The organism is Kitasatospora sp. NBC_01302 (genome assembly GCF_035976515.1).
Lineage (GTDB): Bacteria > Actinomycetota > Actinomycetes > Streptomycetales > Streptomycetaceae > Kitasatospora.
Genome location: NZ_CP108404.1, coordinates 1,510,400 through 1,526,585, shown reverse-complemented (window position 1 = coordinate 1,526,585; position 16,186 = coordinate 1,510,400). Strand labels below are relative to the sequence as shown.

Sequence of the window (16,186 nt, the reverse complement as noted above, 5' to 3'; positions counted from 1 at the left end):
GATCAGCTGCGCTCGGTCTGCGCGGCGCGGTGCACGCGCAGCGCCCAGCGCACCAGCGGGACCTGGAGCGGCAGGCGGGCGAGCGCCGCGGTGCGCAGCGGGAGCGGGCGGTCGCGCCAGTCGGCGGCCATCTTGACGTTGGCCGGGAAGACGGCGACGAAGAGTCCGGCGGCGGCCAGCGCGCCCAGCCTGCGGGTGCGCGGGGCGGCGACGGCCGCCCCGATCGCGAGCTCGGCCGCCCCGCTCGCACGGGTCCAGGCGCGCGGGCTGCCGGGCAGCGCACGGGGCACCATGGCGTCGAAGGTGCGGGGTGCGACGAAGTGCGTGATGCCCGCGCCGATCAGCAGGCCGCCGAGCAGCCGCGCGGAGCGCGTGGACCCGGGGGAGGCCGAGGGCCGCACGCCGGGGCGGGGCGAGGATGCGGGCACGGGGCACTCCATCGTTCGGCGACCCGCCGTCGGGGCGGATCCCGCTGCGGTGTCGTTACCGGAGAGTAGCTCCTGGTCGTGGCGCGCGGAAGTGTCAGGTCCGGACAGGCCCTATGGCCGGGCCGGCTGTGTCGGCCGGCCGGGGCCGAACTCGCCCAGCGCCTCGTCCACGATCGCGGTCAACCGGGCGTGGTGCGCCCCGCGCCAGTACACCTGCCCGCAGTCCGCGCAGCGGGCGAAGGCGTCGTAGGAGCGCTCCGTGCCGTCCTCCAACTGCTCCTGCACAGTGGCCTTCGCGGCCTGCCGCAGTTGCCCGTTGCAGCTCGTACACCTGGTCCAGGGGGCCAGTGGCGGCGCGAACCGGGAGAGCACGTCGCGCAGTTGCTCCTCCGGGCGGTGGCTGTAGACGTATCCGCCCGCCCACAGCTCGCGGCGCCGCAACAGGCCCCGGTCGCGCGAGAGCAGCACCCGCTGCTCGGCGGCGGAGCGGGCGGCGAGCGCGGCGTCGCCGATGTCGGGGTTCTCGTAGGACGCGTCGATCCCCAGCAGGCGCAGCCGTCGGGCCAGGGTGCCGAGATGGACGTCGAGCAGGAAGCGGGGCGGGCCGGGCAGCGGCTGCGGCCGGGTCACCCCGCGCACCGAGATCTGCTCGCCGTGCCGGGGCAGGTGTCCGGCGGGCACCGGGCGGCCGTCGGCCAGCAGCTCGCCGACCTCGGTCAGCGGCACACCGAGCGACTCCACCAGGTGGCCGAGGGTGGCGGCGCCGTCGGTGCGCACCATCGACCGGCCGATCCGCCGCGCCGCGGGGAGGAACATGCGCAGCTCGGCGGCCACCTCGAGCCAGACCTCGGGCCGCTCGACGGCAGTGGTGGTCGCGGTGGTCGCGGAGGCCACCGCGGGCTCGACGTTCTCGATGTGCTCCACACCGTCCAGCATGCCAGCGCGGGGGCGGCCGGGGCCAGCAGGTTTCCGGGCCCGGCGCAGGGCCGGTCGGGCCGGTCTGGTCGGTCGGGCCGGCCCCGGGACGCGCAGCTGCCGGTCGGGGCCGACGGTCCGGTCGGCGGTGCGCCATCCGGTGCTGACACGGTGTCAGAAGCCTGCCGCGGAGCGCCCGGCCGGTAACGTGGCCCGCATGCGTATCGTCATTGCCGGAGGCCATGGTCAGATCGCCCTCCACCTGGAGCGGCTGCTCGCCGAGCGCGGGGATCGCCCGGTGGGCCTGATCCGCCGTGCCGAGCAGGAGGCGGACCTGCGGGAGCGCGGCGCCGAGCCGGTCCTGCTCGACCTCGAAACCGCCGACCGCGCGCGGGTCGCCCAGGTGCTGGCCGACGCCGACGCGGTGGTCTTCGCCGCCGGTGCGGGGGCGGGCAGCGGTGCCGCGCGCAAGGACACGGTCGACCGGGCGGCGGCCGTCCTGCTGGCCGACGGCGCCGAGCAGGCGGGGGTGCGGCGCTACGTGATGCTCTCCTCGATGGGCGCCGACGCCCGGGCCGGGGACGGCGCGGACCCGGTCTTCGGCGCCTACCTGCGGGCCAAGGGCGCGGCCGACGACGACCTGCGCGCGCGCCCGGGCCTGGACTGGACGGTGCTGCGCCCGGGGCGGCTGACCGACGACGCGCCCACCGGGCTGGTCCGGCTGGCCGATTCGACCGGCCGGGGCGCGGTGCCGCGCGCCGACGTGGCCGCCGTCATCGCCGCGCTGCTGGCCGACCCGGCGCCACTGGTGGGACGCACGGTGGAGCTGGTGTCGGGCGAGGACACCGTGGCGCGGGCCGTCGCCACCGCCTGACGTTGCGCCCGCCTCACAGCACGATCGGTGCGTGCGCCCAGCGCCGGACCCGGTAGGGCAGCCACCAGAACAGCTCGCCCACCTGGCCGACCAACTGCTCGCCGCGCAGGTCGGCCAGGATGTGCGCGGGCAGATCGGCCTGCGGGGCGCCGTCCACCAGGCGCTCGATGACCTCCTGGTAGTCCGGCTCGTCGACCGTGAAGCGGCGCAGTTCGCCCCAGCGGCGGTCGCGGATCTGGACGAACCCCGGGCCCTTGCGCCACAGGCACTTGCCCACGTGGTGGGTGTCGGTCCACAACCGCAGTGCCGCGTCGGGGTCGGCGGGGCCGAGCAGGGCGGTCGGCGGCTGGAGGTGGCCGAGTTCCTCCCAGGCCTCGGCCCGCGGACCGAGGCGCAGGGTCCAGTCGACCTGGACGGCGCGTGCGGTCAGGTCCCGGATCAGGCAGAGCCGGTGGACCGTCGCCGAGGCGGTGGCGGTGGCGGTGGCGGTGGCGGTGGCGGTGTCGGTAGTGGTGGCGGTGTCGGGGCTGGTGAGGTCCACCGTGCCCGGGATCTCCACCCGGCGGGCGCCGAGGTCCCAGAGCCGCTGGGCGGCGGGCCCGCTCGGGCCCGCCACCTCCACGGTGCCGAGGGACATCGACGGCAGGTACCGCGTGACCGGCTCGACGTCACGCCAGGCCCGGACCGCCACGGTGGCCGGTCGCGGCGGCGCGGTGAGTGCCGTGGTGTTCATCAACTCTCCTGCTGCTGTTGGGGTTTGTCCGGAGAGGTGCGGTCAGGCCGGCACCTGTTCGGGCCGGGTCGCCGGCCAGTCCTCGGCCTCCTGGCGGGCCCGCCGGTAGCCGAGCCTGAGCAGCTCCTGGTTGACCGCGGGCGGCGCGACCTGGACGTACTGGCCGTTGTCGGTGAAGACCAGGCCCTGGGCCGACCAGCGGTCCAGCAGTGCCTGGACGGCTACCGCGTCCGCCTGTGCGCAGCCGGGCCGGGCGGCGACCTTGCGGGCCAGTGCGGCCGGTGCGTGCGGCTGGTCGAGCAGTCGGAAGGCGGCCAGTTCCAGCGGCTCGGAGAGCTCCAGGACGGTCCAGTCGAAGGCCCGGCGCCGGCTCACCAGGACGATCCGGTCGCCGAGGTCGGTGTGGGTCAGCCGACTGGCCGCGTGGTGCTCCTGCCAGGCGGCCAACGCCTCGTTCAGCCGGGCCACGGTCGGCTCGCCGATGCCGCGCGGCGGCACGTCGAAGATGTAGGCGAGGTCGAGCAGTTCGGCCTCCGGCAGGTCGTAGACGACCCGGTAGGGGAGGGCCGGGCGCAGCTCGGAGAAGCCGAGTTCGGGCCGGTTGAAGTACGGGCTGAACCGCTCGATGGCGATCCGGGCGGACAGGTCGCCGGGCGGGTCGAGGTGCTCCAGCGCCGGGAGTTGGCCGATCACCCCGTCGTAGTCCCGGTCCTGCTCGCCGGGGAAGCCGTGCAGGTAGTTCCAGGCCACCGAGAGGCCGGCGGCCGAACCGTCGCGCAGCATCCGGACGTTCTGGCAGCCGCTGACGCCCTTGTCCATCAGGTCCAGCACCCGGTTGTTGAGGCTCTCGATGCCGGGCTGCACGTAGACGAGCCCTGCGTCGGCCAGCGTCCGCAGCTGGGACTGGCGCATGTTGGCCTTGATCTCGATGTGCAGCCGCAGGTCGTAGCCGGTCTCGATCAGGCGGGGCAGCAGGGTGGTCAGGTAGCCCATGTCGAGGATGTTGTCGACCACGAACATGTCCAGCACCTGGTGCTCGCGGGCGAGTTCGACGATCTCGGCGAAGAAGTCGTCCGGGTGCTTGCTGCGGAACTGCATCGAGGAGCCGTTGAGGCCGCAGAAGGTGCAGTGGTGCTTCTCGCCCCACCAGCAGCCGCGCGCGCCCTCGACCACCAGCTTCGGCTCGGTCCAGGTCCGCGCGTGCGAGGCGGCCAGCCGCTCGAAGTAGCCGCGGTAGTCCGGCCGGACGATCGCCGCCGGCGGCAGCGGGGTGGTGCTGATCGGGTTGGCCCGCGGGCCGGACGCGTCGCGCCAGCACAGGCTCGGCACCGTGGCGAGGTCCCGGCCGGCCGCCAGCGCGTTGAGCAGCTGGGGAAAGGCCACCTCGCCCTCGCCGCGGACGACGTGGTCGACGAAGGGGAAGTTGCGGTGCATCGCCTCGCCCTGCGCGCCGTCGCAGTTCGCGCCGCCCAGCACGGTCACGATCCCCGGTGCCAGCCGCTTGACGTGCTTGGCGGCGGCGAGCGCGGCGGTGTTCTGCTGGAAGGTGGAGGTGAAGCCGACCACGTCCGGCGCTGCGGCGACGATGGCCTGCGCGATCTCCTGGACGAACCGCGGTGCCTGGCGGTGCAGTTCGACGGCCTGGCGCAGCCGGTCCTCGTCCAGGTGGCTGCCGAGCAGCTCGGTGAACTCGGCCTCGCGCCACTGCGGGTCGTCGTACAGCGCGGAGGAGAAGACCCAGTCCCCGCAGCCGAGGAAGTAGGAGTCGAGCGAGTAGTACTCGTAGTCGCCGAGCGTGAACTCCCCTTGCCGGGTGAGCCAGTCGACGTACTCCAGGTTGGCGTGCAGCACCTCCGCCTGTCCGTCCGTCTTCTCGTCGACGGCCCGTTTGAGAATGCCCAGGGCCAGCGACGGCACGTCGATCGGTGACCAGGGCATGTTGACCAGAAGCACGCGCACGGTCTTCCTCTCCTCTCCATTGTCCTGCGCCGGGACTTCTTGCGCCGGGAGTTCCTTCGCCGGGCTTCCTGCGTCCGGACTTCTTGCGCCCGGACTCCTTGCGCCGGGACGGCCGGCCGCCCCGGCAGCGGTGCCCGGGACGACCGGCGGTGGTTGCCCGGGTCAGCTCATCAGGCCGGCGTGAGGGCGCGGAGCGTGATCGGGATCCGAACGGTGACTCCGATCGGCGGCATCTTGATGTGCGGCTCGGCGGCGGACAGCTTGTCGCCCTTGATGACGTCCTTCTTCATGGGTGCTACCTCCTTCAGGATCTTCGGTGACGGCCGCCGGTCGCTCCGGCGTGCCGCCTTCAGGAGACCAAGGGGCCGATGGCCGCGGCCAGAGCAGGAAACTGGCAGCAGCCGGTGGCAGATCCGGCGCCCTGCCAGGCGGATTCCTGTCATGGCCGGCGGCCGGGCGGGCTCCCTAACCTGGGCCCTCCGGCCGCTCCCGCCTACCGAAGGAGTCCGATGTCCGCTGCTGCTGCCGGCGGCACGCCAGGGGTGAGCCCGCTGCGTGCCGTGCTGCGCCGCCACGGTGTGCAGGTCGGCCTCGCGTTCGTTCTGCTGCTGGCCTCGGTGGCCGCCTCGCTGACCGTTCCGCTGACGGTGCGCAACCTGGTCCAGGACCTCGGGCAGCATCGTTCGGCCGCGTCCGACGCGCTGGCGCTCGTGGTGCTCGCACTCGTCGCCGCGCTGGCCGCCGCCTGGGGCTCCTTCGTGCTGGGCCGGATCGGCGAGCTGACCGTGCTGGAGACCCGGGGGCGGCTGATGCGGCACGTGCTGCGGATGCCGGTGCTGGACGTGCGCCGGATCGGCGCGGGGGACCTCACCAACCGGGTCACCGCCGACACCGCGCAGCTGCGCACCATGCTCGACGTGGGCATCACCGCGCTGCCCGCCTCGGCGATCACGGCCGTCCTGACGCTGGTCGTCATGGGGCTGCTCGATCCGGTGCTGCTGCTCATCGTGGTCGCCACCTTCGCGGTGGCGGGCAGCGTGATCGCGGTCTTCGTGCGCAGCGCGCGCCGGGGGTCACTGGCCCAGCAGGAGGCACTGGGTGCGCTGGCGCAGGGCTTCAACTCGGCGCTCGGGGCGCTGGCCGCGGTCAAGGCCAACCGCGCCGAGGGGCCGATCGGCGACCAGGTGACGGGCACGGCCACCGCCGCGACCGACGCCGCCGTGGCGGCCGACCGGCGGTTGGCGTTCATCACCCCGGTGATGGGCCTGGGCCAGCAGATCGCGATCGTCGGGGTGCTGGCCGGCAGCGGCGCCCGGCTGGCCTCGGGCAGCCTCAGTGCGGCGGACTTCGTGGCCTTCATGATGTACCTGTTCCAGCTGGTCACCCCGCTCACGGTGCTGGCCACCGGTTTCGGCCGGCTGCAGACCGGCCTGGCGGCGCGGAGCCGGGTCCAGGAGGTGCTGGACCTGCCGGCCGAGGAGCCGGGCCCGGCCCAGGAACCGGACCCGGACCGGCACGCCCCTGCCCTGCGGCTGAGCAACCTGGCCGGCGGCTACGGTGGCGAGCGGGTGCTGCACGGCGTCAGCTTCGAGGTCGCCCAGCGCGGCCTGACCGCACTGGTGGGGCCCTCGGGGGCCGGCAAGTCGACCGTCCTCGCCATGCTGGAGCGGCTGTTGCCGCCGGAGCGGGGCACCGCGGAACTGCACGGCGTCGACCTCGCCGAGTGGCCGCTGGACGTGCTGCGCCGCCGGATCGCCTACGTCGACCAGGAGTTCACCCTGCTGGAGGCCAGCGTCCGGGAGAATCTGCTGCTGGGCCGTCAGGGCGGACGCACCGATGGCGAGTTGTGCAGCGCGCTCGCCCAGGTCGGACTGGCGGAGCAGATCGCCGCGCTGCCGCAGGGCCTGGACACCCGGCTCGCCGGCGCCGTCGACCTCTCCGGTGGCCAGCGCCAGCGGCTGGCGCTGGCCCGGGCGCTGCTCTCCGAGGCCGAGGTGCTGCTGCTGGACGAGCCGAGCTCCCAGCTCGACGGCGTGAACGAGCAGTTGCTGCGGCAGGCGGTCGACCGGCTGGCCGCCGACCGGGCGGTGGTGGTGGTCGCGCACCGCCTGTCCACCGTCCGGCACGCCGATCAGATCGTCTTCCTCCAGGACGGCCGGGTCCACGGCATCGGCACGCACGACCGGTTGGTGGCCGACTGCCTGGGCTACCGCGCGCTGGTGGCGGGCCAGAGCGGTGGGTCGGCGCGGGCGGCGGGACCGCTCGGCTCGCCGGTGTGAACCCAGCGCGCCACCTGGGCCCGGGAACCGCAGCCGAGCCGCTTCATGATCTCCCGCATGTGGTTCACCACCGTCCATTCCGAGATGAGCAGCTGGCGGGCGATCTGGCGGTTGCCCAGGCCGTCCGCCACCAGCAGCGCCACCTGGTGCTGACGCAGTGTCAGAACATCGTTACTGGAGGCATTCTGGCCCTGGACGGCGATGGCGGGGCGTGCGGCCGGTGCCGGCCGGTCGGCCGTTCGGCGGTACTGGACGGCCAGTTCGGCCAGCAGCAGCGGCAACGGGACGGCTGCCCCGGCGCGCTGCGCCTCGTCGAACTCCCGCTCGCTGAGCATGGGACGGTAGCGGCGCTCGATCCGGCTGACCGCCAGGTCGGGCTCGGTGGGCGTGCCCAGGCAGGCCTCCCGGCCGGCGTGGAAGCCCGCCAGCACCCGGACGGCGCCGCGCGCCCGCACCTCGGCGGCCGACAGCAGCGGACTCGCCGCGATCGTGAGGAACGCGCCGAGGACGGCGGGCGCGCCGAGGGTGCGCAGGTTCGCCATCGCCCGTTGGTGGCAGTCCTGGGCGGCGGCCGAGTCGCCCGTGGCCGCCAGGAAGAGGCTCAGGTGGAGCAGGGCGCCGCCCGCGCCCACGACGTCCTGTCGGCGCAGCGCGTCCGGCAGGACGCGGCGGACCGCCTCGACGGCCCCGGCGCTGTCGCCGCTCAGGAACCGGGCCAGGGCCGCCTCCAGCCGGATCCGCGCGGCACCCCGTTCCGCTCCGCCGGCGGCGCCGTCCCGCCGTGCGCACTGCAGCGCCTGCTCCGCAGCGCGCTCCAGCAGGGCCGAGCCGGCGGCAGTGTCGTGCCAGAACTCGCGCACCGCGCAGAGGCGTTGCCAGCGCGCGCCGTGCGGACCGGTCGGCGCTCCGGTCGCCACCGCCTGGTCGAGCAGCGCCTGCAGGCCGTCGGCCTCGCCCGCCTGCAGGCAGGCCTCGGCGAGCAGCAGGGCCAGCCGGTCCTGCTCGCCCGGCGGGCACGCGGCGGCGAGGGCGCGCAGCTGCCCGGCCGTCGCGAGCTCGATCCCGGTGGCATCGGCGTAGCCCCGGGTGTCCTCGATCAGGTCGAGCGCCTCGCCGGCCGGTCCCGCGCCGAGCAGGGTGTCGAGGGCGGTGCGGATGTTGCGCTCCTCGCAGTGCAGTGCGGCCAGCCCGCTCTGCTGGGCGCCCTCCTCGATCCGCCGCGCGCCGGCCCGGGCCAGCCGCGCGTAGTAGCGGGCGTGGGCCAGGCGCGCCGCAGGCCGGTCGAAGCCGGGCTCGCGCGGATCGGGCGGCGGCTGGGCGGGGACGTCGAGCGGCAGGTGCAGGCGCACCCGGGTCAGGCCGCTGAGCCGCCCGGACGGCAGCCCCGAGAGTGCGAGCAACTGCGCGTCGACCAGGGTCTGCAGCGCCACGGTGAACTCCTCCACCGGCACGCCGGTCACCTGGCGCAGCGCCTCCGCGCCGAACCCGCCGGTGAACAGCACCGCGTGGGCGAGCAGCCGGCGTTCGGCCGCGGTGAGCTGCGGGACCGGCCCGCTCGGCCGGCCCCGCCGGTAGGCGTTGAGCAGCCGGACGAGTTCGGGGCCCTCGGGCCCGGCGCGCCGCTCCAGTATCGCGGTGAGGACCTCGGGGCCCTCCAGCCTCGCCACCCGGGCCGCCAGCACGAGTGCGCCGGGGACGCCGCGCAGGTCCACGCAGGTCTGGGCGATCTGGTGCTGATTGTGCCGATCGATCCGGAAGTCCGGGTTCAACTCCCGTACGTGGGAGGCGTAGAGCTGGACCGAGGGGACCTGGCAGAACTCCTGCAGCGCCACCCCCGAGCAGTCGGCGGGCACCGCGAGCGGGGCGACCGGGCAGCCGGTCAGGCCGGGTGCCGCCGCGCGACGGCGCGCGGTGGCCAGCACCCGGACGCCCCCGGTCCGCGCCGCGGCCAGGGCTGCGCGGCCCAGCTCGGGATCCAGTGCGTCGATCCCGTCCAGCAGCACCAGCTGCTCGGCGCCGGGCGGGGACAACGGGTCGGCCCGGTGGCGCAACAGGGCGCTCGACTCCGTGACCGGGCCCCGGGTGGCCGCGACGACCACCAGCCCGCCGGTGCGCCGCCAGTCGGCGGCGACCGCCTGCGCGAGCCAGCTCTTGCCCACCCCCGGCGGCCCGTGCAGCACGACGCCGCCCCCGGCGTCGGCCGCCAGCAGCGAGCGGACGGCGGCGACCAGCTCGGCGGCATCGCCGACCGGTCGTGCCGGCAAGGCTTTCTGAGTACGCGTCACGAATTCCCCCAGGCACCTGAGCAGCGCGGTGGCGGGAGGGAGCGACGTGGGAAGTCGAGCCTGCGCCATTCATTTCAGCTGCTGAGGTCAGCTTTCCCGCACACACCAGCTCTGTCAACCGGTTGCGGAAGCGCTGTCAACCGGTGGTCGGCCGTGCCCTCGCGGTGCGGGGTCACGGTCCGCCGAGGCGGGTGCGGACCGTTTCGAGTTGGGAGGTCGCCTTCAGTTCGGTGTACAGCTCGGCGCTCTGCTCCCAGTGCTCCCGGGCCAGGCCGGGGTCGCCCATCGCCTGGTGATCGTCGCCGATGCGCAGGTGACAGGCCGCCAGTGAGAACCGGTCGCCGATCGCGGCGCAGATCTCGCGGGCCTGGTGGTGGCGGGCGAGAGCCTGGGCGGGGTCGGTCGCGCGTTCGACGTCGCCGAGGCCGTTGAGTGCGAAGATCTGGCGAGTCCGGTCGCCGGCTCTGGTGGCCATCGCCAGGGCCTGGTGCAGCACCCGTGCGGCCTCGGCGGGCTGGCCGAGGTGGTGCAGCGTCATGCCGAGGTTGGCCAGGGCCCTTCCCTCGGTGACGTGATCGCCGACCTCCCGGGCCAGTTCGAGGGCCTGACGGTGGTACTGCGCCGCCTGCTCGAAGTTCTCCGTCCGCTCGCAGACCGCGCCGAGGTTGTTCAGCACGATCACCTGGCCCGCGCGGTCGCCCGCCGCTCCGTAGGCGGCCATCGCCCACGTGAAGTGGTCGATCGCTTCCTCGTGGCGACCCAGCTGGGCGTAGGTCGCGCCGAGGTTGGTCAGCACCCGGCGCTCTCCGGCCTGGTCCGCGAGGTTCCGGAAGTCGAGGAGCGCGGCCTGGAAGCACTCGATGGCCTCCGGGTAGCGGCCCAGCAGCCAGTACGACCCCGCCAGGTTCGTCTGGGCGGTGGCGTGACCGGCCAAGTCGCCCGTGACCGTGGTGGATTCGGTGGCCGCGGTGTGGAGGGTCAGGGACTTGCCGTAGTGGCCGTAGTGGTCCAGATAGCGGGCGAGGATCGCGGAGAGGTCGCTGCTGTGCTGTGTGGCGGCGGCGACGGGGTGCGTGCCGGCGGCGATCAGGTTGGTCAGCTCGGTGTCGAGCCAGTTGCGCGCGCTCTCCTCGCCGTGCAGCGGGTCGGTGGGCGTGGCGGGTTTCGGGGGATGCGGGCGCCGGTGCGACTCGTGGGGGTAGAGGACGTCCGCCGCTGCCGCGGCGGTGTGGCCGTAGTAGTCGAAGAGCCGTTCCAGCGCGGCCCGCCCGGTGGCGTCGGTTTCCTCGGACCGGGCGAGACCGCGGGCGTGCTGGCGCAGCAGGTCGTGGAACGTGTAGCGGCCGGGGGACCGCTCGATGAGCAGGTGGTGGTCGTGGAGTTCCTCGACGAGGTCCTCGGTCCCGGTCAGCGGCAGATCGGCGAGGGCCGCCAGGGCGTACGCGGAGAAGTCGTCGCCGGGGTGCAGTCCCGCGAGGCGGAAGAGCCGCTGCTGGTCGGGGGCCAGGGCGTCGTAGGACACGGCGAAGGCCGCGGCGACGCTCTGGTCCTGCGTCCGGAGCTCGGTGGGCAGGCTGATCCGGTCGCGGAGCCGGGCGAGCAGGTGGGAGGGGGTCCAGGTGCCACGGTGCGCCAGGCGCGCGGCGGTGATGCGGATGGCGAGGGGCAGGTGGCCGCAGAGCCTGACGATCTCGGCGACGGCGTCCTCCTGGCCGACGATCCGGTCCGGGCCGCAGATCTGGCCGAACAGGGCGACAGCCGTGCCCGGTTCGAGGACGTCCAGCGAGAGCGCGCCGGCTCCGGCGAGAGCGGGCATCCGGCGCCGCGACGTGACGAGGACCAGGCAGCCGGGGGATCCGGGGAGCAGGAGCCGGACCTGTGCGGCGTCGACGGCGTTGTCCAGGACGATCAGGAGGCGGCGGTCGGCGGCGACGCTGCGCCACAGCAGTGCACGCTCCTCGGGATCCGCGGGAAGGGCGTCCTCGCTCACCCCGACGGCGCGCAGCAGCCGGGCCAACGCGGCGCCGGGCTCCAGCGGGGTCTGGCCCGGGGTGAAGCCGTGCAGGTCGACGAAGACCTGGCCGTCGGCGTACCGGTCGGCCAGGGCGTGGGCGACGTGGACGGCCAGCGCGGTCTTGCCGACCCCGGCCATCCCGTCGATCGCGGAAATCACGACGGCGCTGGTCGCCGGGGCGGCCGCGGCTGCCAACAGGCGGTCCGTTTCCGGGCCGCGGCCGGTGAAGTCGGCCACGTCCCGCGGGAGGCTGTTGCGGGGCGCGTACCCGGCCGGGGCATTCGCGGTCGTCGCGGCCCCGGCGCCCGGCCTGCTGCCGCGGCGTCCGGTGCCCGCGGTCCGGCCCGGTGCCGTCCCGCCGCTCTCGGACTGCTCCGCCGGGTCGAGCAGCGAGGGGTCCGCGGCGAGGATCCGGAGCTGGAGATCCGCGACCTGCGCCGAGGGCTCGACCCCGAGTTCCGCGACCAGCCGCTTGCGCAGGTCCTGGTAGACCGCGAGGGCTTCGGCCTGGCGGTCGGCACCGTACAGCGCCAGCATCAGCTGCCCGTGCAGCGCCTCCCGCAGCGGGTGGGCCCGGGTGAGCCCGCGGAGTTCGGCGACCAGCTCCCGGTGCCGTCCCAGCCTCAGGTCCGCGCCGACACGGTCCTGCCACGCGTTCATGCGGGTCTCGTCGAGCTGGTGGGCCCGCGCGGCGCCGTCGACACACGGTGGCAGGTCGGTGAACGGCTCGCCGCGCCACAGGTCCAGTGCGGTGCTCAGCGTCCGCCGCGCCGCCGAGGCCTCACCTGCGCGCAACTGCTCCGCGCCGAGCCGGCACCCCTCGACGAACTCCTCCACGTCCAGCTCACCGGGATCCGTCCTGATGAGATAGCCCGGCGCCACGGTTCGCAGCCGCAGCCCCGTGTCGTCACCGAGCATCCGGCGCAGGCGCAGGACGTGGTTGCGCAGCGACGCGATGGCGGTGGACGGACGGTCCTCGCCCCACACCGCCGACGCCAGTTGCTCCGCCGACACGACCCGGTTCGCGTTCACCAGCAGCATCACCAGCACCGCGCGCGGACCGCCCGAGGGCAACACCACCTCGCCGTCCGGGAGGGTGACGTGCACCGGCCCCAGCAGGTTGAAGCGCACGGGGCCGGGACGCTCGCTCGGGTCCATCAGATGTCGTACGCGACCGTGACCGGTGCGTGGTCCGACCACCGCTCGGCATGGGTGGCGGCGCGCTCGACCAGGGCGGTGGTGGCGCGGTCGGCCAGGCCCGGGGTGGTGATGTGGTAGTCGATCCGCCAGCCCGAGTCGTTGTCGAAGGCGCGGCCGCGGTAGGACCACCAGCTGTAGGGGCCCGCCTGGTCGGGGTGGAGGCGGCGGACCACGTCGACGTAGCCGGCCTCGTCCAGGACGCGGCCGAGCCAGGCGCGCTCCTCGGGCAGGAAGCCGGCGGACTTCTGGTTGGCCTTCCAGTTCTTGAGGTCGGCCTCCTGGTGGGCGATGTTCCAGTCGCCGCAGACCACCACCTCGCGGCCGTCGGCGGCGGCCCGGGCGCGCAGGCCGGTGAGGTGGACGAGGAACTCCGCCATGAAGCGTTCCTTCTCGTCCTGGCGCTCGGTGCCGACCTCGCCGGAGGGCAGGTAGAGGCTGGCGACGGTGAGTCCGGGCAGGTCGATCTCCACGTACCGGCCGGTGCCGTCGAACTCCGCCGAGCCGAACCCGACCTGGGTGCGCTGCGGTTCGGTGCGGGACAGGACCGCGACGCCGGCCCGGCCCTTCGCCGCGGACGAGGCCCAGACGGCGTGCCAGCCCGGCAGCTCGCGCAGCTCGGGCGGCAGTTGGCCGCTCTCGGCGCGCACCTCCTGCAGGCAGAGCACGTCCGCCTCGGTGGCGGCGAGCCATTCCAGGAAGCCCTTCTTCGCGGCGGCCCGAATCCCGTTCACATTCACAGTCGTTACCACAGTCACCCGGGCAGCCTACCGGGCGGACGGCAGGGGCCACGGCGGCCTGCGGGAGGGGTGCGCGGGGTGCGGTGGGTGTGCGCTGTGATGCCTGGGAGTTTGCTGGGTGTTTCGGGCTCGTCAAGGCTTGTCATTGGTCTTGACCATCTCCCGGCGGGCAGCCTAGGGTCGCTTACTGCAAAGACCTTTAATAAAGAAGGACGGATAAAGTCCGCGCCCCTACCTGGCGATACGCGCCGGTGCGGCCGGGGCGCACCCTGTCCTTCAGGATGCCGGCGGTCCCGTCCACAGCGGCCGACCGCGGGCCAGGGTGGAGGACACGGTGGGGACAGCTCAGCTCGCGGCGGTACCGGAGCCGAAGTACTGGCACCTGCGCACGGTGCTGCTGCGCGCCATCGACTCGGAGTTCTCCACCGGTGAGGTGATCCCCAACGAGCGTGAGCTCGCCGCCCGCTTCGGCGTGGCCCGGGCCACCCTGCGCCAGGCCCTGGACCAGCTGGAGCTGGAGGGCCGGCTGGTCCGCCGCCGCGGTATCGGCACCCTGGTCGCCGCCCCGCGGGTGGGCGTGCCGGTGAGCCGGCGCGAGGAGGGCTGGCCGGGCAGCAGCCGCGAGCAGTCCTGGCAGACGGTGGACTGCGTGAGCGCCGCCGCGGCCGAGAAGCTGGCCAAGGCGCTGGGCGTCCCGGTGGGCGAGACGGTGCACACGGTGCGCCGGGTGCGGGTCGAGCAGGGGCAGACGGTGGCCACCGAGTCGCTGCACGTGCCGGAGTCGGTGCTGGCCCAGCTGCCCGAGATCCGGCTGTCGGGTGCGCCGGCGGAGGGCGAGGACCAGGCCCGTTCGGTGCTGCGCCGGCTGGAGCGGCTCACCGTGGAGGGCGAGTCGCGGGCCGTGGAGCTCGGCGTGGCCGAGGCCGAGGAGGGCGCGCTGCTCCAGCGCCCGCCGGGCACGCCGGTCCTGGTGGTCACCACCCAGTACGCCTCGGGCGGTCGGCTGGCCGCGCTCGCGGTCTCGACCTACCGCGCCGACACCTGCCGGCTGACCTTCGGTGAGACCGGCCTGGTCGAGGTCACCCCGGTGGCTCCGGTGCGCACCGCCTCCTGAACCGCGAAGACTGATGAGAAGGCCTGAGGGCCGGACCTCCCAGGAAGGGGTCCGGCCCTCGGTCGTGTCAGGCTCTCGGTCGCCGGTCAGCTGCGGGAGGTCGGCTGGTCCACCGCGAAGAGCTGCTCCTCGACCTGGTCCAGCGCCACCCGCAGCGCTCCCAGCGCCACCACGTCCTCGCCCAGCGTGGAGAGCGCCACCTCCGGCGCCCGCAGGCAGTAGAGCGCGAGTTGCTCGCGCAGCGGCGAGAGCACGTCGTCCAGCCCGGCCGCCCAGCCGCCGATCACCACCAACTGCGGGTCGATCGCCAGCACCAGGGCCGCGACGTCGTGCACCAGGCGCTGCAGGAAGCGGTCCATCGCCACCTGGGCCACCGCGTCGCCCGCCCGGGCCAGGGCCAGCACCCGGGCCACCGCCGCCTCGTCCAGCGGGTCCAGCGGTTTGGCGCCGGTGGAGAGCAGGCGCTCGGGGGTGGCCTCCTGGCCGAGCAGGTGCAGCGCGCCGATCTCGCCGGCCGCGCCGCCGAAGCCGCGGTGCAGCCGTCCGTTGATCAGTGACCCGGCGCCGGGGCTCAGGCCGGCCAGCACGAAGACCACGTCGCCCATGCCGACCGCCGCGCCCTGCCAGTGCTCGGCGATGGCGGCCAGGTTGGCGTCGTTCTCGATCAGGACGGGGCAGCGGAACGAGCGGCGCAGCCGGGCGCCGAGGTCCAGGCCGGTCCAGCCGGGCATCGCGGTGCCCAGGCGCACCGAGCCGTCGCGGTCCACGATGCCGGGGGTGCCCACCCCGACCGCCCACAGGTTGTCGCGGGAGACGCCGGCCTTGCGCAGCACCTCGGCGACGGCCGCGCGGGCGGCGCCCAGGCGCTCCTCGGCGTCGAGCGTCTCGTCGACCAGGCGCGCGAAGGTGCCGATCTGGCGGCCGGTCAGGTCGGCCAGCACGACGCGGACGACGTGGACGCCGATCTCGACACCCAGGATGTGCCCGGCCTCGGCACGGAAGCGGAACCAGCGGGCCGGACGGCCGCGCTGGCGACCGCTCTCCTGGGCCTGGTCCACCTCGGCGACCAGGCCGGACTCCATCAGGCCCTCGATCACACCCTCGACGGTCGGCCGGGACAGCCCGGTGTCGCCGACCAGCTGGGTCAGCGTGACGGCCTGCCCGTCGCGCAGCGCGCGCAGGGTGACCGCGGCGTTGATCCGACGCAGCAGCGAGGAGTCCCCTCCGGTGAGCCGATCCGCCAAGTCGCTGCCTTTCCGCGTTCGCGCGACTGCAGGTGGCGCGCGGTGACAAGTGCACGGTGAGCTCCGTTGCTCCGCGGCACGGGCCGTCCGGCGGCGTCGCGAGGAGCACCGCACGCCGGAGGGCGTCAGCCGGATCGTACCCGCGGGGCATCCTGGTCGCGAGCAAATGCGCAGCTCATGACTGGTTCGGTATCGAAAGTTGACCTAGGCCGTGTCTCACAATTCGCGTCGGATCAGCGTGCGGCTCCCCCAGCCTTCGGCCGGGAGGTACCCCCACCACCCAGCCTGGCGGCTGGGTGGCGCCCGGCTGGGTGTGCCGGCGAAGCGTCCTCGTACTGGGTCGTACGTGGATGATTCGCCGGTGCGTCCAGGCGGGCAGCGACATCAGCAGCTGACGCTGCGGG

At 74.3% G+C, this 16,186-nt stretch carries 11 protein-coding genes; 3 read left to right on the top strand and 8 right to left on the bottom strand.

Going from position 1 to position 16,186, the window contains the following annotated elements:
* Window positions 1-2: 2 nt before the first annotated feature.
* Window positions 3-428 carry a DoxX family protein gene (locus OG294_RS06810; protein ID WP_327065511.1) on the bottom strand — a complete coding sequence of 142 codons (426 nt, stop codon included), beginning with the start codon at window positions 426-428 and terminating at the stop codon, window positions 3-5.
* Window positions 429-539: 111 nt separating this feature from the next.
* Window positions 540-1,244 (bottom strand): Mut7-C RNAse domain-containing protein, encoded by a 705-nt coding sequence (locus OG294_RS06805; RefSeq protein WP_327071462.1) that lies wholly within the window; start codon window positions 1,242-1,244, stop codon window positions 540-542.
* 316 nt (window positions 1,245-1,560) lie between these two features.
* Here OG294_RS06805 and OG294_RS06800 point away from each other — a divergent pair, with 316 nt between their 5' ends.
* Window positions 1,561-2,217 carry an NAD(P)H-binding protein gene (locus OG294_RS06800; protein WP_327065510.1) on the top strand — a complete coding sequence of 219 codons (657 nt, stop codon included), beginning with the start codon at window positions 1,561-1,563 and terminating at the stop codon, window positions 2,215-2,217.
* Between the two features lie 13 nt (window positions 2,218-2,230).
* Here the strand turns inward: OG294_RS06800 and OG294_RS06795 are convergent, their stop codons facing one another.
* Together OG294_RS06795 and OG294_RS06790 are read right to left on the bottom strand one after the other, a co-directional pair.
* Window positions 2,231-2,950: a DUF5825 family protein gene (locus OG294_RS06795; protein ID WP_327065509.1), complete on the bottom strand. Its 720-nt coding sequence runs from the start codon at window positions 2,948-2,950 to the stop codon at window positions 2,231-2,233.
* A gap of 42 nt (window positions 2,951-2,992) precedes the next feature.
* Window positions 2,993-4,909 (bottom strand): RiPP maturation radical SAM C-methyltransferase, encoded by a 1,917-nt coding sequence (locus OG294_RS06790; protein WP_327065508.1) that lies wholly within the window; start codon window positions 4,907-4,909, stop codon window positions 2,993-2,995.
* Between the two features lie 509 nt (window positions 4,910-5,418).
* Here OG294_RS06790 and OG294_RS06785 point away from each other — a divergent pair.
* Complete coding sequence (locus tag OG294_RS06785; RefSeq protein ID WP_327065507.1) at window positions 5,419-7,188, top strand: ABC transporter ATP-binding protein; 1,770 nt, start codon at window positions 5,419-5,421, stop codon at window positions 7,186-7,188.
* Here the strand turns inward: OG294_RS06785 and OG294_RS06780 are convergent.
* From OG294_RS06780 to OG294_RS06770, 3 genes are all read right to left on the bottom strand, one after another.
* The gene (locus OG294_RS06780) at window positions 7,116-9,452 is read right to left on the bottom strand and encodes a LuxR C-terminal-related transcriptional regulator (RefSeq protein ID WP_327065506.1); all 2,337 of its coding nucleotides are present in this window, start codon (window positions 9,450-9,452) and stop codon (window positions 7,116-7,118) included. The two genes, OG294_RS06785 and OG294_RS06780, sit on opposite strands and share 73 nt — an antisense overlap.
* 193 nt (window positions 9,453-9,645) lie before the next feature.
* Window positions 9,646-12,645 carry an AfsR/SARP family transcriptional regulator gene (locus OG294_RS06775; protein ID WP_327065505.1) on the bottom strand — a complete coding sequence of 1,000 codons (3,000 nt, stop codon included), beginning with the start codon at window positions 12,643-12,645 and terminating at the stop codon, window positions 9,646-9,648.
* The gene (locus OG294_RS06770) at window positions 12,645-13,442 is read right to left on the bottom strand and encodes an exodeoxyribonuclease III (protein WP_327065504.1); all 798 of its coding nucleotides are present in this window, start codon (window positions 13,440-13,442) and stop codon (window positions 12,645-12,647) included. Before OG294_RS06770 ends, OG294_RS06775 begins: the two co-directional genes overlap by 1 nt.
* A gap of 316 nt (window positions 13,443-13,758) precedes the next feature.
* Here OG294_RS06770 and OG294_RS06765 point away from each other — a divergent pair, with 316 nt between their 5' ends.
* Window positions 13,759-14,538 (top strand): GntR family transcriptional regulator, encoded by a 780-nt coding sequence (locus OG294_RS06765; RefSeq protein ID WP_327065503.1) that lies wholly within the window; start codon window positions 13,759-13,761, stop codon window positions 14,536-14,538.
* 86 nt (window positions 14,539-14,624) lie between these two features.
* Here the strand turns inward: OG294_RS06765 and OG294_RS06760 are convergent, their stop codons facing one another.
* Window positions 14,625-15,782 (bottom strand): ROK family protein, encoded by a 1,158-nt coding sequence (locus OG294_RS06760; RefSeq protein ID WP_327065502.1) that lies wholly within the window; start codon window positions 15,780-15,782, stop codon window positions 14,625-14,627.
* Window positions 15,783-16,186 lie beyond the last annotated feature (404 nt).

Coding starts and splice junctions, on each gene's coding strand:
- OG294_RS06805 (WP_327071462.1), bottom strand. CDS start 1,244: ATGTTCCTCCCCGCGGCGCGGCGGATCGGCCGGTCGATGGTGCGCACC.
- OG294_RS06800 (WP_327065510.1), top strand. CDS start 1,561: ATGCGTATCGTCATTGCCGGAGGCCATGGTCAGATCGCCCTCCACCTG.
- OG294_RS06795 (WP_327065509.1), bottom strand. CDS start 2,950: ATGAACACCACGGCACTCACCGCGCCGCCGCGACCGGCCACCGTGGCG.
- OG294_RS06785 (WP_327065507.1), top strand. CDS start 5,419: ATGTCCGCTGCTGCTGCCGGCGGCACGCCAGGGGTGAGCCCGCTGCGT.
- OG294_RS06775 (WP_327065505.1), bottom strand. CDS start 12,645: ATGGACCCGAGCGAGCGTCCCGGCCCCGTGCGCTTCAACCTGCTGGGG.